The organism is Flagellimonas marina (assembly GCF_042651185.1).
Taxonomy (GTDB): domain Bacteria; phylum Bacteroidota; class Bacteroidia; order Flavobacteriales; family Flavobacteriaceae; genus Flagellimonas; species Flagellimonas marina.
The window spans coordinates 204112-228711 of the sequence record NZ_JBHSCL010000002.1 but is presented as its reverse complement, the minus strand read 5'-3'; the positions used below and the strand labels follow the sequence as shown (position 1 = coordinate 228711).

General features: G+C 43.1%; 17 protein-coding genes and 2 tRNA genes. 8 read left to right on the top strand and 11 right to left on the bottom strand.

Going from position 1 to position 24600, the window contains the following annotated elements; all coding sequences use genetic code 11:
* Positions 1–58 precede the first annotated feature (58 nt).
* The 5 genes from ACFOWS_RS01200 (at position 59) to ACFOWS_RS01180 (ending at position 8722) form a co-directional block, all read left to right on the top strand.
* Positions 59–574, top strand: coding sequence for a gamma carbonic anhydrase family protein (locus ACFOWS_RS01200; protein ID WP_379762105.1), 516 nt, complete (start codon positions 59–61; stop codon positions 572–574).
* A gap of 88 nt (positions 575–662) precedes the next feature.
* Positions 663–1547 carry an ACP S-malonyltransferase gene (gene fabD / locus ACFOWS_RS01195; RefSeq protein ID WP_379762104.1) on the top strand — a complete coding sequence of 295 codons (885 nt, stop codon included), beginning with the start codon at positions 663–665 and terminating at the stop codon, positions 1545–1547.
* A 144-nt stretch (positions 1548–1691) separates the two neighbouring features.
* Positions 1692–5780 (top strand): Calx-beta domain-containing protein, encoded by a 4089-nt coding sequence (locus tag ACFOWS_RS01190; protein ID WP_379762103.1) that lies wholly within the window; start codon positions 1692–1694, stop codon positions 5778–5780.
* 1 nt (position 5781) lies between these two features.
* Positions 5782–6777: a PorP/SprF family type IX secretion system membrane protein gene (locus ACFOWS_RS01185; RefSeq protein ID WP_379762102.1), complete on the top strand. Its 996-nt coding sequence runs from the start codon at positions 5782–5784 to the stop codon at positions 6775–6777.
* A gap of 1 nt (position 6778) precedes the next feature.
* Complete coding sequence (locus ACFOWS_RS01180) at positions 6779–8722, top strand: OmpA family protein (protein WP_379762101.1); 1944 nt, start codon at positions 6779–6781, stop codon at positions 8720–8722.
* On the opposite strand, the gene ACFOWS_RS01175 is transcribed toward ACFOWS_RS01180, so the two are convergent.
* Positions 8719–9972, bottom strand: coding sequence for an NRAMP family divalent metal transporter (locus ACFOWS_RS01175; protein WP_379762099.1), 1254 nt, complete (start codon positions 9970–9972; stop codon positions 8719–8721). The two genes, ACFOWS_RS01180 and ACFOWS_RS01175, sit on opposite strands and share 4 nt — an antisense overlap.
* A 166-nt stretch (positions 9973–10138) precedes the next feature.
* On the opposite strand from ACFOWS_RS01175, the gene ACFOWS_RS01170 reads away from it, so the two are divergent.
* Positions 10139–11074, top strand: coding sequence for a TerC/Alx family metal homeostasis membrane protein (locus ACFOWS_RS01170; RefSeq protein ID WP_379762098.1), 936 nt, complete (start codon positions 10139–10141; stop codon positions 11072–11074).
* Between the two features lie 66 nt (positions 11075–11140).
* On the opposite strand, the gene ACFOWS_RS01165 is transcribed toward ACFOWS_RS01170, so the two are convergent.
* From ACFOWS_RS01165 to ACFOWS_RS01145, 5 genes are all read right to left on the bottom strand, one after another.
* Positions 11141–11917: a hypothetical protein gene (locus tag ACFOWS_RS01165; protein ID WP_379762097.1), complete on the bottom strand. Its 777-nt coding sequence runs from the start codon at positions 11915–11917 to the stop codon at positions 11141–11143.
* 182 nt (positions 11918–12099) lie between these two features.
* Complete coding sequence (locus ACFOWS_RS01160) at positions 12100–13161, bottom strand: mandelate racemase/muconate lactonizing enzyme family protein (RefSeq protein WP_379762096.1); 1062 nt, start codon at positions 13159–13161, stop codon at positions 12100–12102.
* Complete coding sequence (locus tag ACFOWS_RS01155) at positions 13158–14231, bottom strand: DUF1611 domain-containing protein (protein ID WP_379762095.1); 1074 nt, start codon at positions 14229–14231, stop codon at positions 13158–13160. Before ACFOWS_RS01155 ends, ACFOWS_RS01160 begins: the two co-directional genes overlap by 4 nt.
* A gap of 4 nt (positions 14232–14235) precedes the next feature.
* The gene (locus tag ACFOWS_RS01150) at positions 14236–15297 is read right to left on the bottom strand and encodes a pyridoxal-phosphate dependent enzyme (RefSeq protein ID WP_379762094.1); all 1062 of its coding nucleotides are present in this window, start codon (positions 15295–15297) and stop codon (positions 14236–14238) included.
* Positions 15298–15393: 96 nt separating this feature from the next.
* Positions 15394–16305, bottom strand: coding sequence for a YihY/virulence factor BrkB family protein (locus ACFOWS_RS01145; RefSeq protein ID WP_379762093.1), 912 nt, complete (start codon positions 16303–16305; stop codon positions 15394–15396).
* Positions 16306–16529: 224 nt separating this feature from the next.
* Here ACFOWS_RS01145 and ACFOWS_RS01140 point away from each other — a divergent pair, with 224 nt between their 5' ends.
* Positions 16530–17048, top strand: coding sequence for a hypothetical protein (locus ACFOWS_RS01140; RefSeq protein ID WP_379762092.1), 519 nt, complete (start codon positions 16530–16532; stop codon positions 17046–17048).
* Positions 17049–17100: 52 nt separating this feature from the next.
* On the opposite strand, the gene ACFOWS_RS01135 is transcribed toward ACFOWS_RS01140, so the two are convergent.
* The 4 genes from ACFOWS_RS01135 to ACFOWS_RS01120 all read right to left on the bottom strand — a co-directional run bounded on the left by ACFOWS_RS01135 (position 17101) and on the right by ACFOWS_RS01120 (position 19275).
* Positions 17101–17185 (bottom strand) — tRNA-Leu (locus ACFOWS_RS01135).
* A gap of 61 nt (positions 17186–17246) precedes the next feature.
* Positions 17247–17319, bottom strand: a tRNA-Gly gene (locus ACFOWS_RS01130).
* A gap of 133 nt (positions 17320–17452) precedes the next feature.
* Positions 17453–18193, bottom strand: a complete 741-nt coding sequence (locus ACFOWS_RS01125) for a LytR/AlgR family response regulator transcription factor (protein ID WP_379762091.1) — start codon at positions 18191–18193, stop codon at positions 17453–17455.
* Positions 18178–19275, bottom strand: coding sequence for a sensor histidine kinase (locus tag ACFOWS_RS01120; RefSeq protein WP_379762090.1), 1098 nt, complete (start codon positions 19273–19275; stop codon positions 18178–18180). The genes ACFOWS_RS01125 and ACFOWS_RS01120 overlap by 16 nt, the downstream gene beginning before the upstream one ends.
* Before the next feature lie 209 nt (positions 19276–19484).
* Here ACFOWS_RS01120 and ACFOWS_RS01115 point away from each other — a divergent pair, with 209 nt between their 5' ends.
* The gene (locus ACFOWS_RS01115; protein ID WP_379762089.1) at positions 19485–21926 is read left to right on the top strand and encodes a TonB-dependent receptor domain-containing protein; all 2442 of its coding nucleotides are present in this window, start codon (positions 19485–19487) and stop codon (positions 21924–21926) included.
* Here ACFOWS_RS01115 and mutS read toward each other — a convergent pair.
* Positions 21923–24505, bottom strand: a complete 2583-nt coding sequence (gene mutS / locus ACFOWS_RS01110) for a DNA mismatch repair protein MutS (RefSeq protein WP_379762321.1) — start codon at positions 24503–24505, stop codon at positions 21923–21925. The two genes, ACFOWS_RS01115 and mutS, sit on opposite strands and share 4 nt — an antisense overlap.
* Positions 24506–24600 lie beyond the last annotated feature (95 nt).

Sequence of the window (24600 nt, the reverse complement as noted above, 5' to 3'; positions counted from 1 at the left end):
AAAAACGGTTTAGAATGGCTTAAAGCAGAATAAATGAATTGATTCGAATAATAAAAATATGATACTCAAACCCGTAAGGGGTAAATCCCCAGAAATAGGAAAAGATTGCTTTATTGCCGAAAACGCCACCATTGTGGGCGATGTGACCATGGGCGACCAGTGCAGTGTGTGGTTCAATGCCGTAATCCGTGGCGATGTGCATTACATTAAAATGGGGAATAAGGTAAACGTGCAGGACGGCGCCGTGATTCATTGTACCTATCAAAAATCACCCACAATTATAGGAAACAACGTTTCCATTGGCCATAATGCCATTGTGCATGGTTGTATCCTAAAAGATAATATATTGGTGGGCATGGGTAGTATTATTATGGATGATTGCGTGGTGGAAAGCAATTCCATTATCGCCGCTGGTGCTGTTCTGACCCAAGGAACCCATGTAGAGGCTGGCAGTATTTATGCCGGAATGCCTGCCAAAAAGATTAAAGATATCAGTCCAGAGTTGAGTTCTGGGGAGATAGACCGAATTGCCAACAATTATGTAATGTATTCCAGTTGGTTCAAGGAAGGTTAAGAACTTAATAATCCATTGATCCAAGTTGTCCAAACAGCTAAGAGTCTAAATTATCCCTATTTTTACGCACTCAAAAAACTCGACTATTATGAACGTATATATTTTTCCAGGACAAGGCGCGCAATTTGTTGGAATGGGATTAGATCTTTATGAGAATCACTCCCAAGCACAAGAACTGTTTGAGCAGGCTAACGAAATTTTAGGTTTTTCCATTACCGATACCATGTTCGAAGGCACCGCAGAAGATTTAAAACAAACGAAAGTAACCCAGCCAGCCATTTTTTTACACTCTGTGATTTTGAGCAAGGTTTTGGGCGACCGTTTTAAACCCGATATGGTCGCGGGGCATTCCCTAGGTGAATTTTCCGCCTTGGTAGCCAACGGCACCTTAAATTTTGAGGATGGGTTAAAACTGGTATCCCAGCGTGCACTTGCTATGCAAAAAGCCTGCGAGCTAAAGCCCAGCACCATGGCTGCCGTTTTGGGATTGGACGATGCTGTTGTGGAAAAAATATGTGCAGAAGTCGAAGGTATTGTGGTTCCGGCCAACTACAACTGTCCTGGGCAATTGGTGATTTCAGGTGAAGTGGATGCAGTGAACATTGCCTGTGAAAAATTAAAGGAGGCCGGAGCAAGAAGAGCTTTGTTGTTGCCTGTGGGCGGTGCATTTCACTCCCCGTTGATGGAACCTGCCCGAGAAGAATTGGCTGCAGCCATTGAAACTACAGAGTTTAGCGTTCCCAGCTGTCCTATTTATCAAAATGTGACTACTACTGCAATTTCAAGTGCTGACGAAATCAAAAAGAACCTAATCTTACAATTAACGGCCCCCGTAAAATGGACCCAAAGCGTACAACAAATGGTGAAGGATGGTGCTAAAACCTTTGTGGAAGTGGGCCCAGGCAAAGTATTGCAAGGTTTGGTGAAAAAGATAAACCCAGATTCCGAAACCAGTTCCGCGGCACTCTCCTAGATAACTCAGGCAGTTTATCCGATTTAACCAAGATTTGAACCGATTGGTTATGGGGATTGTTGCCCTTTTTTGTAATATTGAGATTCCCAACTCACCGACCTAAACATGGCATTTACGAACTAAACTGAAACGCATATACAGGTGATGGTAACCTCCCAAAAAAAAACCTTAAGACAGACTCTTGCAGAATATGGCAAAGGTTTATTTCTGTGTATAGCTTTTGTGCTTTTTGGAATAGCGACAAGTTTTGGGCAGACAATAACCATTGAAGATGTTAGCGGAAATGAAGACGATGGAGCCATCACGCTAACAGCAACTTTGGATATTACCACAGGAGGCGCTTTCTCAGTGGATGTAAACACCAGTGATGGTACAGCGACAACTGCTAATAGTGATTATACTCCACTAACAAGTTTTACCCTTAATTTTTCTGGGACTCCTGGGGAAACACAGACATTTGACGTTCTTCCCACCACAGATACTACTGTAGAATTAGATGAAACTTTGACCATTTTCATGGACAATCTTCAAGGAGCTCTTGTCCCTGTGAATATTACGGATACCGCTACTGTTACGATCACCAATGACGATGTTGCCCTTGATGCAATTAGCATCGGGGACGTCACCTTGGCGGAGGGCGATGCCGGGGCGACGAACTTCATCTTCACGGTGAGCGTTGACGGCGGCGGCAACGCTGCCTCCCAGATAGACTTTGATGTGGACACCTCTGACGGGACCGCCACGGCGGGCACGGACTACGTCGCGATAGTCGGCGGTACTGGCACGATAGCCGCGGGCACCCCCAGCACTACAATAACGGTACAGGTGAACGGTGACACCGATGTTGAGCTTGACGAGGGCTTCACGGTCGTGCTGAGCAACCCGACCAATGCCACGATAACGGACGATACCGGCGACGGCACGATCACCAATGACGATGTTGCCCTTGATGCGATTAGCATCGGGGACGTGACCTTGGCGGAGGGCGATGCGGGGACGACGAACTTCATCTTCACTGTGAGCGTTGACGGCGGCGGCAACGCTGCCGCCCAGATAGACTTTGATGTGGACACCTCTGACGGGACCGCCACGGCGGGCACGGACTACGTCGCGATAGTCGGCGGTACTGGCACGATAGCCGCGGGCACCCCCAGCACTACAATAACGGTACAGGTGAACGGTGACACCGATGTTGAGCTTGACGAGGGCTTTACGGTCGTGCTGAGCAACCCGACCAACGCCACGATAACGGACGATACCGGTGACGGCACGATCACCAATGACGATACGGATTCGATAAGCATCGGGGACGTGACCTTGGCGGAGGGCGATGCGGGGGCGACGAACTTCATCTTCACGGTGAGCGTTGACGGCGGCGGTAACGCGGCCGGGAACATAGGTTTTTCCTATGTAACGTCTAACGGCACAGCTACAGCAGGAACAGATTATGTGGCTACATCTGGTACGGGACAGATTAACGCAGGTGAATCAAGCACAACTATTACCGTTGTGGTTAATGGTGATACCGATATTGAACTAAACGAAACATTCAATCTACAACTGAGTTTAGTTTCCAATGCAACGATTAACGATGGTACGGGATTGGGGACAATTAATAATGATGATACGGGAATTGCCACGGTTACAGCAAGTGATGATACCGCTACAGAATTGGGAACGGAAACCGGTTCTTTTGAGGTGAACCTTGGCGCAATCAACAATACGGGCTCTGCAATTATTGTAGGATATACAGTTGGTGGGGATGCAACTCCTGGGAGTGACTATAACACGCTTTCGGGTACTGTATCTATTGACAATGGCCAGCAAACAGCTACTATATTAGTAACCCCAATAGACGATTCCCTTGTCGAATTGGATGAAACGGTAACAGTCACTCTTAATTCAGGTGCCGGTTATAACGTCGGCATTCCAGCCAGTGCCGATGTAACCATCGTAAGTGAGGACAATACACCTCCGGATGGATACACAGTAACCATCAACCAAGATCCCATAAATTTGACGAATGAAGATGATGTAAGTTTCTCTTTTTCTGGAGCTCCATCGTTTCTAACAACATATGACTATGCCTTTACTAGTGATGGTGGAGGTGCTCCGGTTACAGGAACTGGACCTGTTGGAAGTCCTAATAATACAATAACAGGTATAGATCTTAGCAGTTTGCCTGATGGAATCATTACGCTAACAGTAACTGTTACCAATGCTTTAGGAAATGAGGGGCCTCCAACATCAGATATGGCTGTTAAAAATACGGTAGTTCCCTCAGGGTATACTGTTGAGATAAACCAAGATCCCATAGATGATGGTAACCAGACAGCTGTTAGCTTTACTTTTACAAATGCGGTAGTCGGTGCGATATACGATTATACCTTTACAAGTGATGCAGGCGGAACTCCAGTGATGGGCTCAGGATTGATTAGTTCTCCAACTCAAAGCGTTACGGGAATCAATGTTAGTGGTGTTGAAGACGGAAATGTTACGCTTGCAGTTACACTTAGCAATGGCAATGGGGTTGGTCCAATTGCCAATGATAGTGTTGCCAAGAATACGGCTCCTTGTAATGCCGATGGTGCTACACCTTCGCTTGATTTGACCCAGCCCACAACTTTCTGTGGGGAGGAGCTTTTAGTGGATTTGGATGATTATGTGACCAATGCTGCTCCTCCAGGAACTGAATTGAGATGGAGTACAGATCCAGACCCTTTACAGACGGATCAGCATCGAAATAGTCAGGTTACTAACCCAGCTTCTTATTTCGGATTTTTTTGGGATGCCATAAACAATTGCCCCAGTGCTGTGGTTACAGTTACTTTAGAGCTTTTTCCAACTCCCACCATAACAAATACTGAAGGGGATGAACGCTGTGGTGAAGGTACATTGACCTTGACGGCCACAGCCAGTAATGGGGTTATCAACTGGTTTGATGCGCCCACTGGAGGCGCCATGCTAGGAAGCGGTGGCACGTTCATTACGCCTTCCATTTCAACCACCACCTCATTTTATGTGGAGGCCACTGCCAATGGATGTGTTTCAGACCGAGTGGAAGTGGTGGCAACTATAAATGATACCCCTTCAGCGGGCACCCCAACCAATACGGTTGCCTGTAACACGGTAGGCCTTGGAGGACCTAATACCATTGATTTGGATGCCACCTTAACGGGTGCGGATGCTGGAACTTGGACAATTATAACCGACCCATCTGGGGGTTCTTTGGCCATAGGAAGCGGAAATACAATTGATTTTGACGGTTTGCCCGTTGGGGATTACGTGTTTGAGTTCACGACGACGGGTGCTATTGGCCCTTGTACCAATGATTCGGTTCAAGTGACCATATCCGTGAGCGATTGTAATGTGGATACGGATGGTGATGGTCTAACGGATTCAGAAGAAAATACCTTGGGTACCGATATTAATAACCCTGATACAGATGGTGATGGATTAACGGATGGCGAGGAAGTGCTGGTGGTTGATGATCCAAGTACAACCGCAGTTCCCGAAAATGCTACGGATCCCTTGGATGCTTGTGACCCGTTCTTGACCGTGGATTGTAACCCAATGGATATTGATTTGGCCATTACAAAAGTGGTAGATGAAGATGAGCCTCTTTTGGGTGAGCAAATCGAGTTTGTCATTACTATCGAAAATGTGGATATGGAAAGAGTCTTGGATATCGTTGTGACCGATGTGTTGGATAATGCTTTTGAATATGTTTCCCATGTGGCTTCGTTAGGAACCTATGACGAAGAAACTGGTGAATGGTCCATTCCCGAAATGAGCGCGACAACGGCAACGGCAACTCTGGAGATTACAGTAGCTGTCACTGCTTCAGGGACCTTCCAGAATACGGCATCATTGGTTTCATCCCTTCCCTCGGACAATACCGTAACCGATAACAATTCATCAACAGTTTCTGTTCAGGTAAATCGAAGTGCTTGTGAAGACCCCGGAACCATTTGCAATATCTTTTCACCCAATGGTGATGGTAAGAATGATAGGTTGATATTGGTGGGTCACGAACAATATTCAAATAACACTCTTGAGGTTTTTGATCGCTATGGGAACAGTGTATTCCAGATGGATGGGTATGATAGTTCTTGGGATGGAACAGGTAAAAATGGTGATCTGCCCAAAGGGACGTATTTTTATATTCTTGATTTAAATGGAGATGGAACGGAAGTAGTAAAGGGATGGATTCAAATTGTAAGGAACAACTAAAATGCCAGATAAAAAAGGTTTGTCAAAATACAGAATTGTTCTTTTAGTGCTGCTTTTGGCCATCGGTTTGGCTAATGCCCAAAAAGAGCCCCAATACACCCAGTACATGTACAACATTGGCAGTTTTAATCCGGCCTATGTCGGTACCGTGGAGAGTCCAGAGGTCATTGGCCTGTACAGGGCGCAATGGGTGGATATTGAAGGTGCACCGACCACTATACGTGGAGGGGCCAATATTCCGTTCAGCAATGAAAAAATGGGATTGGGAATCAATATTGTGAGCGATCAACTCGGTCCATCGACACAAACCTATTTTGATGTCGCCTATTCCTATCAAATTCAACTATCCGAAGACACCAAATTGTCATTTGGATTAAATGCTGGTGGTTCTTCCTTGAATATCGACTACTCTAAGGGTACCTTTATTGACCCATCGGATGAGTCCATTTTGGGTGGGGAGTATACCAACTTTTACCCAACCGTAGGTGCAGGACTTTTTATGTACCATGAAGAGGATTGGTACTTAGGTGTTTCGGTTCCCAATTTTTTGACCAATGCTCTTTATAATGATGAAGTGGCCACCATTGTGGAGGACAATATGCAGTTCAATGCCATTGGGGGTTATGTGTTCCAGATATCGGATAGGACCAAGTTTAAACCGGCTTTTTTAGTAAATTACCTTCAAGGGTCCCCTGTAAATGTGAACCTATCGGCCAACTTTCAGTTTATAGATGCCCTTACCATTGGCGCTTCGTACCGTTTTGACAATGCGGTGAGCGGTTTGGCAGGATTTCAGATATCCAATGCCATGTTTATTGGTTACGCGTATGATTACAATACCAACGGATTGGGGGAATATAGTGGAGGCTCGCATGAGGCCATATTAAAATTCTATATTGGTCGAGGTGGTTTTGGTTCAGGCGGTTCCAAATCAAGAAACAAGAACAAAAAGACAAATGATAAAGGAAAACAGATAGATTCTCCAAGATTTTTCTAACATGAGCAAGGCGCACAATATACAGCTAACAATTTTGGCAACCCTTTTGGGCGTGGTTTTCTGCTTTGGTCAGAAAAAGTCTAAGGGAGACAATCTTTTTTTTCAATATAAATACCAGCAGGCCATAACGGCGTATGAAGACCAATTAAGGGAAGGGGTTTTGTCCGAACAGCAATTTTTGAATTTGGCGGATTCCTATTTCGAAACCAACAATTTTGAGAAGGCCTCTGAAATGTATTTAGAGCTTTATAAGAAAGACACCTTGATGGGAAGCCATCATTTCAATAAAATGCTACAGAGCTTCTCCAAGACGACCAATAAAGAGAGAAAAGAAGCTTTTTTGTCCACAATGTCATCAAGCTTTTCAAAAGAACTGATGGAAAACATGGAGTTTAATCAGCAGTTATTGGGAAACGAAGCGGCGGACCCTGGCTTGGATTATCAAATCTTCAACTTGTTGGGAAACAGTCCACAGACCGATTTTGCTCCTGCGTTTTACAAAGAACAACTACTGTTCACCAGCGGGCGCCCTCAACAAAAAGGCAACAGATACGAGCCTGGTAACGAAGACTATTTCAATATTTATTCGGCGCGGCTACAGGTCGATGGGCAGATTTCTGGGGTAGCACCTTTTTCCGAGATTGGTAGTTCAAGATTTCATAAGGCCACTCCATTTTATTCCGAAAGTTTAAAGAGCATATTCTATGTATTGTCCAATACTCAAGAAGGTGAGCTTGCGTTCGACAATACCGGAAAAAATGCCTTGGCCATTGGAAAACAGACCATTGGTGGTTCATTTCAATTGCTTCTAAAGGATTTAAGTACATCTTTTTATTACCCGTATTACGATGAAGCCTCTGGAAAATTATATTTCTCGGCCAATTTTGAAGATGGCTACGGCGGCACCGATATTTATTACGTGTATACCAACAATGGTCAGGTGATGTCGGCTCCAATTAATTTGGGTCCCCGCATCAATACCCCTGGCAACGAAATAGCACCTTTTATGTTTGAAGGGAGTTTGTACTTTGCATCAGATGTGTTCTATGGGTTAGGGGGAATGGATGTTTATAAATCGAACATGGAAGGAGAGGGCTTTAGCATTCCCATAAACTTGGGAATGGGCATTAATTCACCTGAAGATGATTTTGGACTGATTATGCGCAATGCAGGAGAGGGGCTATTGGGCTATTTTGCGTCCAACCGATCTGGCGGAAAGGGAAAGGATGATATTTATGGCTTTAAGGTGGACGAAAAACCAGGACTGAAGACAATCGCTATCAAGGGAAAAGTTATGAAGCCTTACAACCCTTCCGAAGTTGTAGACAAGGCTGTAGTTCGATTAAAAAGCGACAGTGGTGAACTTTTGGCTGAGACCTATTCCGATGAAGATGGAAATTACAGATTGGAAATTCCATGGGAAGAAGAAGTTGTATTAGAATCTACCAAAGACCATTTCTCCAGATTTACCAAGCGTTTTAAGGAATATGATTTGGAAGGATTGGAAAATACGGATTTTGATATTGGTATTTCACTCTATGATGATTTGGTGGAGGAACAGGAGGGGCAAATGGTTGTAAAAATGAAAAAGTTTTACTTTGGTAACAACGATACCCAGCTGACCCCAGAAATTGAAGTTGAATTGGATAAAGTGGTGGATTTTATTAAAAGTTTTCCATCGGCCCAATTAAGAATTGAAACTTATACGGACAGTAGGGGAGGGAGTTCCACCAATTTTAGGTTGACACAGAGCCGTTCGGATGCCATTAAAAGATATCTGATTCAAAACGGTGTCCCTGCGAGCAACATTCTATATTCCATTGGGTATGGAGAAGACAAAATTCTGAATAATTGCACCAACGGAGTTTTCTGTTTAGAAATGCTCCATAAGCAAAACCAAAGGTCTTTGATTGTGGTACTGAACGACAACGTACTTTTCAATTAGAACCAAATCATCCAGCAATAATACAGCGCAAATAACGAAAGAAATACCATTCCACACCACGTGAGAATCTGTAAGCCTATTTTGGGTTTGTGGATGCCGGGAATATCATTGCCCATTACGGTTTTAAGGTTCATCCAACCCAATAATGGGGCCAGTACAAAAGAAACAAAGGTGGCCAAGGAGACCAAACTGGCCATATTGGCACTAAAAACTTTGATAACGAGCCAATTGATGATGGCCATGATAATTACGGTGATGGCAAAAGCATTTTTATTCTTGAATGCTCCGGCATTGGGATACAATTTGGCAAGAACATCAACACTGACCCTTGAAACGGCATCATGGGCGGTCATGCACGTACTGAACATGGTGGCAAAGGCAGCTACGGCAATAAAAAGATAGGCCCAATCCCCAATATGCACGGTAAATAGATTTACCAATTGGTCGGCGAAGACCACAGCGCTTCCGCTAAGTTCCGTACCTGTGCCATATAAGGTCATCCATCCAATGATCAAGAAGAAAACCGCCAAGATTGCAGTTAAAATGTAGCCTACATTAAACTCTTGGAGGGCAAGTTTCAGGGATGGCTTGTCCTTCATGGTCTTTAGATTTTCCATGTTCCACATGCTCACCCAGCCCGAAGCCTCAACAGCGGTGGGCATCCAGCCAATCAATCCGATTAAAAACAAAATGCCGACTTCATTAAAAATTTCTGGACGTTGATATGATTCTGCACTGGGTGCCGGCCCTTTTTGAATGACAAGGACTGTTGTTACCAAAAGAGCGACAAACAATATGGTTATGACAGCTTTTAAAGAGTTTTCCAAGAATTTGTATTTCCCAATAATGAGGAGCAAACTGATAAAGATGAAAAGGCATAGGGCAATTCCGCCTGCACCCATGCTTGTAATTTGGAAAAGATTCATAAAAAGTCCAGCAGTGACCACATAAAGCGCGGCCAAAATGGTGAACGTGGAAATCAGGGTCACAAAGGCGTAGATCCACAGGTAGGTTTTTCCTAGATTTAAGTAACCTTCCACCAAGCTTCTTTCGGTTACGGTGGTGTATCGTACCCCAAATTCAAAAAAAGGATACTTTAAAAGATTGGCCAATACAATGGGAATGACCATGATCCATCCATATTGTGCTCCAGCTTTAGTGGACAGCACCAAGTGGGATGTACCAATGGCCATGCTGGCAAATAGTAAACCAGGGCCTAAAACTTTGATGAGTGCTTTCAGTTGTGTCATGTATAGTCAATAGTGCATGGCGCTAAATGTAGTGTATTTATGGCATTTCGTAAAAAGCGGTATCCATAGACGATTGATTTATCTTATTTGCTTAATTATTTCACAATGGGTATGGTTTTGAAAACTGTTTTTTACAGTTTTGTATTGCTGTAAATTCTATGTTTTAATGATTGTTTGGATACTCTTTATTTCGGCCGTTGCGCTATTGCTGATTTTTGATTTGGGTGTACTTAATAGGAAGGCCCATGCCATTTCTTTAAAGGAAGCTACTACTTGGAGCATGTTTTGGATAGGTTTGGGACTGGCATTTTCAATTTTGGTCTATTTTATTTACCGGAATCAATGGATAGAAAACCCAAATGATTTAACAGCATGGAATGCAACCCTCAAATACATCACGGGGTATTTGGTGGAAATGTCCCTGAGCATGGATAATATTTTTGTAATCGCAGTGATTTTTTCATCCTTTGCCATACCGGAAAAATACCAGCATAGAGTACTTTTCTGGGGGATAGTGGGCGCTATATTTTTTCGGATTACAGCTATTTATTTAGGTGTGGCCCTTCTTAAAAAGTTTATATGGATTACGTACGTTTTTGGTGGGTTTCTGGTGATTACAGCATTACGATTACTACAATCAAGTAAAAAAGTCTATGAACCAAAAGATTCCATTGTGTTTCGATTGGTGAATAAGATTATTCCAGTATCACATTCCATAGAATCCCAGAAATTCTTTATTCGCAAGGACGGGATATTAATGGCTACCCCACTTTTATTGGCATTGGTGGTGATAGAGTTCACAGATGTACTTTTCGCGTTGGACAGCATTCCCGCCGTATTGGCGATTACGTCGGATACATTTTTGGTGTTCAGTTCCAACATTTTGGCAGTGATGGGCCTACGTTCCATTTATTTCTTCTTGAGCCATATGGTGGCTCGGTTCAAATACCTCAAATACAGTCTTTCTGCAATCTTGTTCTTTGTGGGGGTAAAGTTGATTTTATCCCATCATGTTGAGGTACCGGAATGGGTTTCGTTGGCATTCATTGCGGTAGCATTGGCTATGGGCGTGGTGTTTTCATTGAAGAGAAAAGAAGAATAGCGTTTTGACCACATAAAAAAGCCAAGGCAAAATGCCTTGGCTTTTTTATGGTAAGCTATTAGAAAATTAGATATTATTATTAGGAGCTTCTTCTACCTCCTCAAGTAAAATTACATCCACCATTCCAGACATATTTAGTTCATTTCCTGTTCCATTTCCAAGTGCAGATACCGTCCAAGCGTAATTAAAGGTGAGGTGTTTGGTCTCGGCATCATAAGTGATATCAGTTATTTCAACATTAAATACATTTTCATCACTAATGACATCGTAGCTACTGTTCAACACAAAATATTTGTTGTCATCTCCGATTACTGCATATCCGCCAACAGCATATATAAAACTGTTTATGGTTTCATTTTCAGTACCAGGATTACTGACATTAAGGCTCAAATGGAATGTGCTCTCTTGATAAACGTTATCAGGTGCACTGAGGAAGCGTCCAATGTTAAATTGATAATCATAACCTTCTTCGGTTTCAGTAGAGTTCACAAAATTCAGTTGTGCCAATTGATCAGCATTGATGGGGCTAAACCTGAAGGAGGTAGAATCTTGAAAGGCAACATTGTCTACTCGTGTGCCGTCCATTTCCAGAGTTATATAACCAAATTTGGTAAGCTCGTCAAAACCAACACCGTTAGCTCCGTCTTGGCCGTCCATGCCATCCATTCCATCTTGACCGTCAGCTCCATCCGCGCCATCAGCTCCATTAGTGCCGTTAATGCCATTGGTTCCATCAACACCATCAAGACCATTAATACCATCCTTTCCATCCTCTCCTGAACAAGAGGAAAGGCAAAGAGCCATTGCTACTAGGGCTACGCCCATGAATTTTAAAAGTTTCATAGATTTTTTCTTTAAGGGTTTTTCAAAATTTAGTTTACTGGATGGCAAGGTACCATGGTATGTTGGCCTATATCGACACCAATTGACCATAGCCCCATATGATTTGATGGATATGGGTTTTGACTGGATAACTTAAAAATGCGCGTAGAAGAAGAAAACCTCTGTGAAGGGGTTGGTTTATATTACCAGTCCAAAAGACCCAGTCCTGGGTTTTGATTGGGACGGAGAATCCCGTTCTTAAGATGGAACAAGTCTGAAAAAGGGTCTTTTTTAAATTCTAAATGTCCATCTAAATCGGCATATTTTATATTGGATCGTGAAAGAGCAAAATGCAATCCGGCTGAAATGCCAAGCGCACATTCGTCCAAACAGCCCACCATGGCTTCCAGATTGGCGGCGTTGGCCACTGTGTTCACACGCATTCCCTCATGGATTCCCCCAACTTTCATGAGTTTAATGTTTACCATGTCAATCCGTTGGTTTTTGGCCAAACGAAAGGCATCCTTGACCGATTTTAGACTTTCATCCGCCATAATGGGTAGGTCCAGTGTGTTTTTTACTTTTCCCAAGTGCTCATCAAATCCCGGTTTTGTGGGTTGCTCCAGGATTTCAATGTTCATTTCTTTTACGGCTTCATCAAACGCTTGGGTTTCAGAAACGGTATACCCTTGGTTTCCATCAAACCGAAGCTGAATATGGGGAAAGGTCTCCCTAAGTTTTTTCAGTTTTTCAATGTCCCCTTCCAAAGAAAGCCCGCCCTTTATTTTTAAAATAAAGAACTTTTGTTTTACGTATTCCGATGCCAGTTTTAGGGTCTCTTCCAGAGGAAGGATGCCAATGGTGATGCTCGTTGCAATTTCATGTCGGTACCCACCCAAAAATTGATATAAAGGTACTTTCATTTTCTTGGCTGAAATATCCAAAAGGGCCATATCAACCATGGCCAATGCCGACGATTTTTGCGACAATTGATGCGAAAGCTCCTCTAAAATACTTGAAACCATAAAGGGATTCTTCCCCTTTAAAATAGGGATGATAGTATTTTTAATGGCCTGTTCCACATCATCCGGCGACTCATGGGTGACCGCTACATCGGGCGCCGCACAACCAAACCCCACGATATTTTCATCCGTCTCTATTTTAAGGATAAAATTGGTGGCCTTTGAAATCTCTTCATAGGCAATGGTATAGGGGACAAGGAGCTCCAATTCCAATCGCTCATACCCAATATTGGTGATGATCATGGCTTCAACTTGGTTTTGAGTAACGCAATGAGGTCTTGTGCACCATGTGCCAAAACATCAAAAGTGGGAAGTCCAGTTTCCTCTTCTAATGCTTTACAGGCTGGAAGGATTTCCGATGGTTCCATGTTCTCATGGTTTACGGTAACGGCAATCACCTCTTTCCCTGAAATCACTTGGATGGCGTTGATTTGTTCTTGGATGGAATGCATTTTGTACCCGGGAAAGCCATCATATTCCAACCGTTTGGGGGCATGTTGTAGAATAACATAATCGGGTCGGCCTGCGGCCAAAATTTCAAATCCACCGGGATACGCCGGATTCATCAAGCTTCCTTGGCCTTCAATGACAATGACATCGGGTTTTTCGTTACGATAGGCACTGACCACAGCGTGTTCAATTTCACCGGATACAAAATCGTTGATGCAGCTGTCCATGATCATGCTGTATTTAGCACCCTGCATCCAAGCGGTCTGCCCAGTTCCAATCATTTCAGCCTTGTAGCCAGCATCCCTGAACCCGTGGACCAAAAACCACGAAGTGGTTCGTTTGCCCAAAGCGGAATCGGTGCCTAAAACGGCCAATTTTAAGCAATCCACTTTTTCAATATCACCTGTAAAAAAGTGAAGCTTGTCACGGTCTGGAGTTTTGCGCACATCTCGAATAGTACAATCATTCTTCGTTGCGAGTTTAACAAGTTCTGCATCGTTGGTGAGAAAATCATGAAGGCCGCTATCCACGTTCCAGCCCAGTTGCAAGGCTTTCTTAATGGTGTTCTTGGCAGATTTTGGCAATCGACCACCATCTGGAGCCAGGCCAATGACCAAATAATCCGGGGTTTGATTTTTAGCGAATAAGGTTTCAATCGCTTCTTCAATCGTTGAAAAAATGGGAATAGCATTGGGTTTGCCATCCAGTACCATTCCAGCATCTTTGCCGGCATAGGTGCTGTCCAAAACTCCGACCACCTCATAACGCTCCGTAAAACGGACGAGTCCATGGGCCGTTTTTCCATTGGGTGTATTGAATGCCCCTTCGCAATAGACAAGGGCCTTTCCGTCAATTTTTTTCATAGTGTCAATATTTGGCGGTAAGCACGGCAACAAACCGATTGGGTTCAAAATTTAGTTGTTCATCCAGTTCCAAAAGTGCAATTAATCCAGCTGTGGAGGCGGGAAGAATCCGTAGTCCTTCTTTTTTGAGCAGCAATGTGCTCATGTCCCGCATTTTTTTATCACTTATATTGAATGCCTCGCCATCAGACTGATGTAAGGCATACAGTGCTTCCTCGCCATCAAAACTATGCCAGTTGATGAGTGGCTCATTGTATTTAGTTTCCTTGACTTTTTCAGGTTGAAGGTCCTGACAATGGTTCAACCCTTTTTTGAACGATTGGATAATGGGATTTTTATGGGTGGATGAAGCGGCAATCATTTTGGGGATTTTCGTGGTCTTTCCCCGTTTGTAGAGGCTACTAAATCCACGATAAATACCTGCTAGGAGCGTTCCGTTGGACACAGGAACCGCGCAATACTCCGGGGCATCACCCAAGTCATCTACAATTTCAGTGGCAATTTGGGCATAGGAAGCAATTTGTAATGGGGTGTTGGCACCTCCTGGGTTGGCATCGTACCATTCCCGTTCCGCAGCCATTTCACTTGCTTGGGTCACTACATCCTCATAACTGCCATCCAGTCGTAGAATGGTTGCCGAAAGGGACTCCATTTCCTTTATGCGTTCGGTATGATAGCTGGATGGGATAGCAATGATACATTCCAATCCCGCCAAATCTGCAGCCAATGCCACGGCAACGCCGTAATTTCCGCAAGTGGCCAAACAGATAGTATCGAACCCACGTCGGAGGGCATCGTAGACTTGCGCAAAAGCAATTCGGTCTTTTTGGGTGCCCGAGGGATTATCCCCTTCATATTTGATGTACAGTTGTCGAATGTCGAACTCGCGTTCCAAGGATTTGGCGCGGGTCATTGAGGTATCGCCCACTTCTATGTTGATGATATCCTCAAAACTTTCGAGTCTATCCACCAAAGATTTGTTTTTGTCCTTTACAAAGGCGCTAAGTTCCTTGGTTTCTGAAGAGACTTTTAGTTCGGCGGTTTTAACTCCATCAAATAGATTCATACCATAACATTAGGATAGACTAAAGGTATTCTTTTATGCTGTTTTTTGGTAATGCAAAGACAATATTTTAAAGTGGTTTTGGGAGAAAAGGTAGGGTTAGTTTGTCTGTTCTTCGAGTTCATTATAGGGAACAAAAAAGATATTATAAGTTTTGGCATAGATGTAGGTAAACTGGGCCCCGAAGAAAAGAATCAGGCATGAATAGGACACCCAGAGCAAAACCAGGACAATGGCACCAGCAGCACCGTAGGTGGAACCAGGTTCAGCCTCTCCAAAATAGAGTCCCAATAAGAATTTGCCAATGACAAACAACACGGAAGTGATTAGGGCCCCAAACCAAACGGCTCTCCATTTTATCTTAGCATCTGGTAGGAACTTGAACATAAGGGCAAACATTAAGGTGATTATGACAATGGAAGAAAGAATGTCAACCGTGTAGGCCAAATAGACCACAATATCAGGCATCAACCTACGCAGATAATCGTTAAGTGCGGCAATGGCAGCGGTGATGATAAAACTGATAAGCAATAGAAAACCGATGACAAGGATAAAAGCAAAGCTTCGTGCCCGCTCTGATACCAATTTCCAGAAATTAAATTCTGTAGGACCTTTTATTCGCCATATTTCATTCAAGGAAATTTTTAATTGATAAAACACACCCGTGGCACCAAAAAGCAGCGTGGCAACACCAATAATAGTGGAGATTAAATTTTTATCCTTGTTTTGGGTGTCCTGAATGATTCCTTCGATAGTTTGGGCGGCATCAGGGCCAAGGGCAATGGAAAACTCGTTAGTGAGTCTACCTTGAACAATATCCACACCCCAAATGGAACCCACAATATTGATGATGATCACCAAGAGTGCAGGTAGGGACAATACAGCATAATAGGCCACCACGGCACTCAATCGCCATGGATTGGCTTTGCTCCAAGCTTTAAAAGTATCCCAAAAAAGGTATGGGAAATCTTTTAGCCTGAATTTTTTAGCATATGTATGACCTTTTTTCAAAAGATAGTGTACTTAGACGTTAAGAAATCTTTGGAAGGGAATCTAATGTTTTTTGTATCGGAAGATTGCTCGAAAAACAATAATTGTTGACCGAGAAACTATAGAATGTACAATTGGTTTAAAGTTAATGTGAAATTGAATTATAACTGTTTGGAATACAGTCGATAATTGATAATAAAGAGTAGGGTCTTATCGTTGTTTAATAGAATCAAAACCTCAAACCAATGAAAAAACTAAGATTATCAAAAGTTGTTTTTTTAATATCCGGCCTAATGTTACTTGCTGCTTGCAGTGATGGGGAAGATGGTGCGGTTGGACCACAGGGTGAGCAAGGAATCCAAGGTGAACCAGGAGAAGATGGGAATGCCAATGTAAGAAGTTATTTGTTTGAAGATCAATCATTCACGGCCGGTGAAGTTCCCTTTAATGTACCTGCTGTAACGCAGGATATATTGGATTACGGAGTAGTTTTGGCCTACTTACGTCCGCTAAATGCTAATCTTTGGTTTGGAATTCCCTATTACTATCAAACCAGTAGTTTAACGGTTTATGCAATCTCTCCCGGTACGGTGACGCTATCCAGTACATTCGATGTTACTAGCTATGATTTTAGGTTTGTTGTAATCCAAGGAACAGATGGTTCGGCCTCCAAAGCAATAAGCGTAGAGCAAGAATTGAAACAGGCGGGAGTGGATATCTCAGACTTTTATCAAGTAGCCGATTATTACAGATTGACATACTAGAAAATGATTTAAATGCAAAAACCGAATCTTGCGATTCGGCTTTTGCTTTAAGTACTCGAGGCGGGACTTGAACCCGCACGGGCAAAATGCCCACAGGATTTTAAGTCCGGCGTGTCTACCAATTCCACCACTCGAGCATACTGGACTTGTAAAAAAACAAAAAACTCCACCCTTGGTGACTGAGCGGAGTCGATGTCGAGCGAAAAACGGGATTCGAACCCGCGACCTCCACCTTGGCAAGGTGATGCTCTACCAACTGAGCTATTTTCGCATTTTAAAGAACCAACACCTTTTTCAAGTGCGGATGCAAATTTAAAACAATTCTTTAAAATGTAAAGTGTTTTGGGAAAAATTAAGTCCAACCATGCCAATTGCTGCTAACGGCATAAAAATCAAACATTACATCATTTTTTCTTTAAGACCTTGTCCTTTAACACTCGTTCTTGGAGTTCTTTTCGATAGTTTCTGCTGATTGGAATCGTATGGCCCTGCTCCAAAATCAATTCATGGTTTTCCAACGATTGTATTTTTGACATGGGAACGATATAGGATTTATGGGTGCGCACAAATTCCATTGGGTCCAAATTCTCCTCAATGGTTTTTAAGGGCATTAAGGACATATATTTATCCGCTAGGGTCTGAATCTGGATATAGTTTTCCAAGGCTTTTACATAAAGAATATCCGAAGTGACTATCTTCTGATACTTGCCATCGCATTTTATAAAGAAATAGGGCTCTTCTCTTGACTGTTCCTCTGCAGCGTCAGAAGGACCTTTTTTCAACCTATGGTATTCGGTGGCCTTACTTACTGCCTTAAAAAAACGATTGAAGATGATGGGCTTAAGCAGATAGTCCATTACATTAAAATTAAATCCTTCCAAGGCATAGTTAGGATAGGCCGTTGTAATGATAACCATGGGCAGGTCCGAGCGCAGTTTTAAAAAATCCAATCCCGTCAAATATGGCATTTGAATGTCCAAAAAAATCAAATCAACAGAATGCTGCCCCAACTGCTGATTCAACTCCAAAGCATTTTCAGCAGTGCAGACTAATTCCAGATGGTCCACAACGTGGATGTACTCCTCCAGTACTTCACGGGCCAGCGGCTCATCATCAATGATAATGCACTTTAGTTTTTCTGCCATTCCAATTTCAATAATACGGAAAACCTATCGCTTTGGTCTTCAATCTGTAGTGAATGCGATTCTGGATAGAGTAAATTGAGTCTTCGACTCACATTTTTAAGCCCAATACCGCTGGATTCCGATAAATCTTTTGAAGCCTGCCCATTCAACCCCTTGCTATTTTTTATATACAGTTGAAGGGATGCGTCATCGGCCTCCAACTGCATTTGAATAAAATTTTGTTGCCCTTTTCCTTTGGAAACATGTTTAAAGGCATTTTCAAGGAAAGGAATAAGTATAAAAGGAGCAATTGTTTTTTTAACAGTGGTATGGTCTTCAATATCGAATTGCATCTCGGTATGATTCTGGTTCAAACGCAATTTTTCCAAATTGATGAAATTTTCAAGAAAATTCAACTCTTTATCCAGACCTATCTCTTCATCATTACATTCATACAATTGGTAGCGGAGCATATCCGAAAAATTGGCCAAGGATGCGGATGCCAAATCTGGGTTCTTATGGATCAGCGCAAAAATGGAGTTGATGGTATTGAACAAAAAATGCGGATTGATTTGCGATTTAAGGTACTTGAGTTCTGTCTCTAGATTTTCCTTTTCCAGTCGATGCCTCCGTTTTTCGGCCTGAAGCCAGTTTTTGCCCAATTTAATGCTCATCGCCAAGGTCATACTCGCCACAGTGGAAGGAAGCGCCCACACAAAATAGATTTTAGACACCTCATTGGGATACACCCCAAAGAGTTCAAACATCGTTTTTCCTGAAGTCAATGTGGAAAAAAAATACCCGCTCGTGATAAAGGCATTGCAGACCAAAATAGTGCCCAGAACGGCCAAGACATAACTAAAGTAGCGGCCTACGTACAGCAATTTGGGAATAAGGAAATACAGATTAAAATAGACCCCAATAAGTTGAAAGATCACATAAAAGTAGAATTTGGGTGAAGAATCGCTGAAGCGCAGATATTCATAAACTTCAGAAAGACCCCCAATATTAATGGTAAGCCATACCAAATGATACCCCAACCAAAAAGGGATGTGGTAAAGCTTATATTTTAATATAAAATGTTTAAATCGGTCGTAATCCATCAAAAATCAAGCATTAACAGTACAAGTTATTGTTTTTGACAATGCAGTTGATACAAATTGACATCCGGTCCCAAATAATTGATGACTGGTCTGATTTTTCACGGAAAAGGGATTTTAACCCCTTGTCAATCTTTTGGAACCCAATGTCAATATCATTTTAGTTAGGGATGAAAGCAAACTTCATTTGGAAGAATATTCAAACCTTTCAAATGAAAAAAACTAAAGCCCAACTGTTTTTCTCGCTACTTTTTGGAATGGGAATGCCCTTTGTTTACGCGCAGATTCAGGGCAGGGTAGTGGACATGACTGAAACACCTGTACCTTTTGCCAATGCCATTCTGTACCAAGCTTCTGACACTACTTTGGTAACCGGAGCCATCACCGATGATATGGGTGATTTCTCCATACCTCTTGAAGTTTCTGGGGATTTTTTGGTTCGAATAAGTAATTTGGGGTATGCAGATAGCTATACTTTTATTCGTTTAAATTCATCATCTGAAACATACCATTTAGGTACATTGGTTCTCCAAGAGGCCTTCAGCGAATTGGATGAAGTTGTTCTGGCCGCTCGGAAGAGTATTATTCAGCGTACCCCGGAGGGGCAGGTCATCAATGTGCAGAGCAGTGTTATGACCAAGGGCAGCAATGCGCTTCAGGTTTTGGAACGATTGCCCGGGGTGATTCTGGACCGCCGTAACAACCAATTTGCACTGAACGGGCAAAGCGGGGTGACGGTGATGTTCAATGGACGAACAATGCCCATGTCCATGGAAGATGTCATGGCGCTTTTGGAAAGCACCTTGGCAGATAATATTGAAAAAGTGGAACTGATTACCTCACCCACGGCCAAATATGATGCAGATGGTGGAGCCGGCATCATCAATATAGTGTTCAAAAACAATGTGGACACCGGAGATCAGCTCAATTTTAGTGGAAGTCTGGGGTATGGCTACCGTGAAAAAGCTAGTACCTCCTTGAACTATTCCCATGGAAAGGAAAATTTTCGTTTGAATCTGGGTTATTCGGTATCCCATGATCATGGCAAGAATGGTTTTGAAGGTTCAGGCACTAGCAACAGTCCCATTTTTGACGCCTTTAGCCAGACCGATTTTTCAACCTATTTTGATTACAACAATAATTCCCACAACATAAATCTGACCTCTGGGTATCAGCTTGATCCCAAAACGGAGATAGGGGGAGAGCTCACGCTATCCTTGGCGAAAAATAACTCCACGTCCAATGTTAATAACAGCAGGGACATTGATGGTCAGGATTTTTTCAGGTCGCACTTGGTTACTTCGGGAACCACCAAAAAAAACAATCTTATCTCGTCACTTTACATGAGCCGAAAGCTCTCTGAACGTTCCAATATTAACGTTGATGTGGGATACCTCACCTATAAAAATGACAGTCCGGCCATTACGCAAAGCAAATATTTTGATGCCAACGACGAACCCGTAATCCCCGAAAACGAGGTTTTTACCAATGGGAATCGGGGTACCAGTGAATCCACCATACAGTTGGGCGTGGCCAAGGTGGATTATGCCATGAAGCTGAATGATGTTGAGACTGAATTTGGACTGAAGGGAAGCTATTCCACGAATACCAATGACAGCAAAATAGAAACTAATAATGATGGGGTGTGGGTGGTGGACCCTCGCTCCCAAAGTTTCATTGAAAGTGAGGAACAATTGTGGGCAGCCTATGGGCAATTTCGTTTTTCCTTAGGTGAAAAATCAAGAATAAATGCAGGTTTGCGGTATGAAGATTGGAAACGCACTTTGACCACGGCAGATGATGACTTCGTCATTCGGCAGTTCTTTCCCTCGTTTTCATATCAGTATGGCCTAGCGGAAAATCAGAACATACATTTCAACTACCATCGGCGTATTAGTAGGCCGGTCTATTCCGATTTGGTGGCTAGTCTTTATTACAATGACCCAACTGCCATTTTCACGGGGAATCCATTATTGAAACCCAGTATTACCAATACCGTGCAATTGGAATATGCAAAGAACGGCTTCAGTGTGGGGTTGTCCTATCAAAAGGAAGTCAACCCCATTATTCGTTATCAGTTGACATCCACACCACAAAATGACATCTTGGTGATTTCGCCCCAAAATGCAGATTATCAAAAAAGTTGGAGTTTGTTTTTGAACCTTCCGGTGCAATGGGCTCGCTGGGCCAAACTCAACCTTTCCACGACCTCGGCCATTCGTGAGTATCACATTTCCTATAATCCAGTGCCTAGAGGTAAGACCTATTTCTATCAAAGTCTGAATTTTACCCAATCAATTGATTTGCCTTGGCAGATGAATATGGAATTTTCGGGCTGGTATAATTTTGATCATTACAACGGTACCAACTTCACCGAAGGATTTGGAATGGTCAATTTTGGATTATCGAAACAGTTCAATAAGAATTGGGGCACCCTGCAGTTTAGTGTCACCGACTTGTTCAAATCTTTGGATATTTATACACATATCGGTGGAATGGCTCCCATTGTTTTTGATATTGATACCCGTTCGCGATACCGGGATGAATCGGCTTTCACCCGAATTTTTAGAATTACGTATTCCCGAAGTTTTGGTGGAAACGGGAACAAATCTTCCCGAAATTTGGAAAAGGAGGAGTTTCGTCGCGTGGATTAGGAAGTCGCTTTTTTCTTTTTGCTCAACAAGCGTTTGATTTCGTTTAATTTCATCAATGCCTCCACTGGCGTAAGGGTGTCGATGTCCAGATGCAGGATTTCCTCTTTGATTTCTTCCAGAAGCGGGTCATCTAGATTGAAGAAGCTGAGTTGCATTTCATTCTGGGAAGATTGTAATTTGTCGGTCATCTCCTCGCTGGAATGGGATTTCTCCAGTTTTTTCAGGATTTTGTTCGCCTTTTGAATGACCTGTTGGGGCATGCCCGCCATTTTGGCCACATGAATTCCGAAGCTGTGTTCACTACCGCCGGGCACCAACTTTCGGAGGAAAAGTACATTATCTTCCAACTCCTTCACCGAAACATTGTAGTTTTTAATGCGTGGGAAGGTGGTGGTCATTTCATTGAGTTCGTGGTAGTGGGTGGCAAACAGCGTTTTGGCTCGTGCAGGATGTTCGTGCAGATATTCGGAAATGGCCCATGCAATGGAAATCCCATCATAGGTGCTGGTACCACGACCAATTTCATCGAGTAAAACCAAACTACGTTCAGAAAGGTTATTGAGAATAGAGGCCGTTTCGTTCATTTCCACCATAAAAGTGGATTCCCCCATGGAAATGTTGTCGCTGGCCCCAACTCGGGTGAAAATCTTGTCGACCACCCCAATTTTAGCTTCAGCGGCAGGTACAAAACTGCCCATTTGGGCCAAAAGAACAATGAGCGCGGTTTGCCGCAATAAGGCTGATTTACCACTCATGTTGGGTCCGGTAATCATAATGATTTGCTGTTCCTCGCGATTCAAAAGCACATCATTGGTCACAAAACTATCGCCCAAGGGCAATTGTTTTTCAATGACTGGGTGCCGTCCTTCTTTAATGTCCAAATCCGTGGATTCATCCACAGTAGGTTCAACGTAGTGGTTTTCTTTGGCGAGCTGGGCAAATCCGCAGAGGCAATCCAATTGGGCAATGAGATGGGCATTTTGTTGTACAGGTGAAATATATTCCTGCATCCAAACCAATAACTGCTCAAACAATTGCTGTTCCAATAGGTGGATGCGCTCCTCGGCCCCCAAAATCTTGGCTTCGTATTCTTTAAGTTCTTCGGTAATATACCGTTCCGCATTGACCAAGGTTTGCTTGCGAATCCAAGTATCAGGGACTTTATCCTTATGGGTGTTACGGACTTCAATATAATAACCGAACACATTGTTGGAAGCAATTTTGAGCGAAGTAATCCCAGTGATTTCCGTTTCGCGCTCCAACATTTTGTCCAGATAGTCTTTCCCAGAAAAAGCGAGGTTTCGAAGCTCATCCAACTCCGTTGAATAACCTTCTGCAATGGTATTGCCTTTGGCAAGGTTGACAGGGGCTTCTTCGTTCAGCGTTTCCTTGATTTTGTTCCGAAGGGCATCACAGGCATCCAGTCGCTCCCCAATGGATTGCAGCGAAGCATTGGAGCTTTCTTGAGCCAATTTTTTAATGGGAACAATCGCTTCCAAAGAGTTTTTCAGTTGAATAACCTCTTTCGGGTTGATTTTCCCCGTGGCCAATTTGGAGATGAGTCGCTCAAGGTCGCCCATTTGTTTGATCCAATGTTGCGTCTTTTCCAACTGTTCGGTCTCATCCTTCAAATAGGAAACGACCTGATGCCGCTGCCGGATTTTGTCGATATTTTTTAGGGGAAGGGCCAACCATCGTTTTAACAATCGACCACCCATAGGGGATATGGTATTGTCGATGACATCCAACAAAGTCACTGCATTCTGGTGGGGAGATTGATAGAGCTCCAGATTTCGGATGGTAAATCGGTCCATCCACACATATTCCTCTTCCGCAATACGTTGAATTTTATTGATGTGCTGCAGTCGGCTGTGTTGCGTTTCGGATAGATAATGCAAAACGGCTCCGGATGCGATGATGCCATGAACTAGATGCTCAATCCCGAAACCCTTTAGGGTTTTAGTGCCAAAATGATTGTTCAGGCTCTCATCGGCATAATCCTCCTGAAAAATCCAATCCTCCAAAAAGAAACTATGGAACTGGTTGCCAAAAAGCTCAATAAATTCTTTCCGGTGACTTTTGGAAACCAAGACCTCGTTCGGTGCAAAATTTTGGAGCAGCTTATCAATTTGCTCCGAAGAGCCTTCCGAAGTCAGGAATTCACCCGTGGAAATGTCCAAAAAGGAAACTCCCAATTTGTTTCGCCCAAAATGGACAGCACCCAAAAAATTATTGCTCTTGGCTGAAAGGATATCATCATTAAGGGCCACCCCGGGCGTGACCAGTTCAGTTACACCTCGTTTTACAATGCTCTTGGTCTGTTTTGGGTCTTCCAACTGGTCGCAAATGGCCACCCGTTGCCCAGCCTTGACCAATTTTGGAAGATAGGTGTTAAGGGAATGATGTGGGAATCCCGCCAGTTCCGTCTTGTCGCCTCCATTATTTCGGTGGGTAAGAATGATGCCCAAAATTTTGGCAGCTTTGACGGCATCTTCGCCAAAGGTCTCGTAAAAATCCCCCACACGGAAGAGCAACAGCGCATCAGGATGCTTGGTCTTGATGGCATTGTACTGTTGCATCAACGGGGTTATCTTCTTTGTCTTTTTATTGGCTGCCAAAGCGATTTTATTCTTTTATTTTTGTCCCAAAATGGGAGGAAGACGAATATATTGTT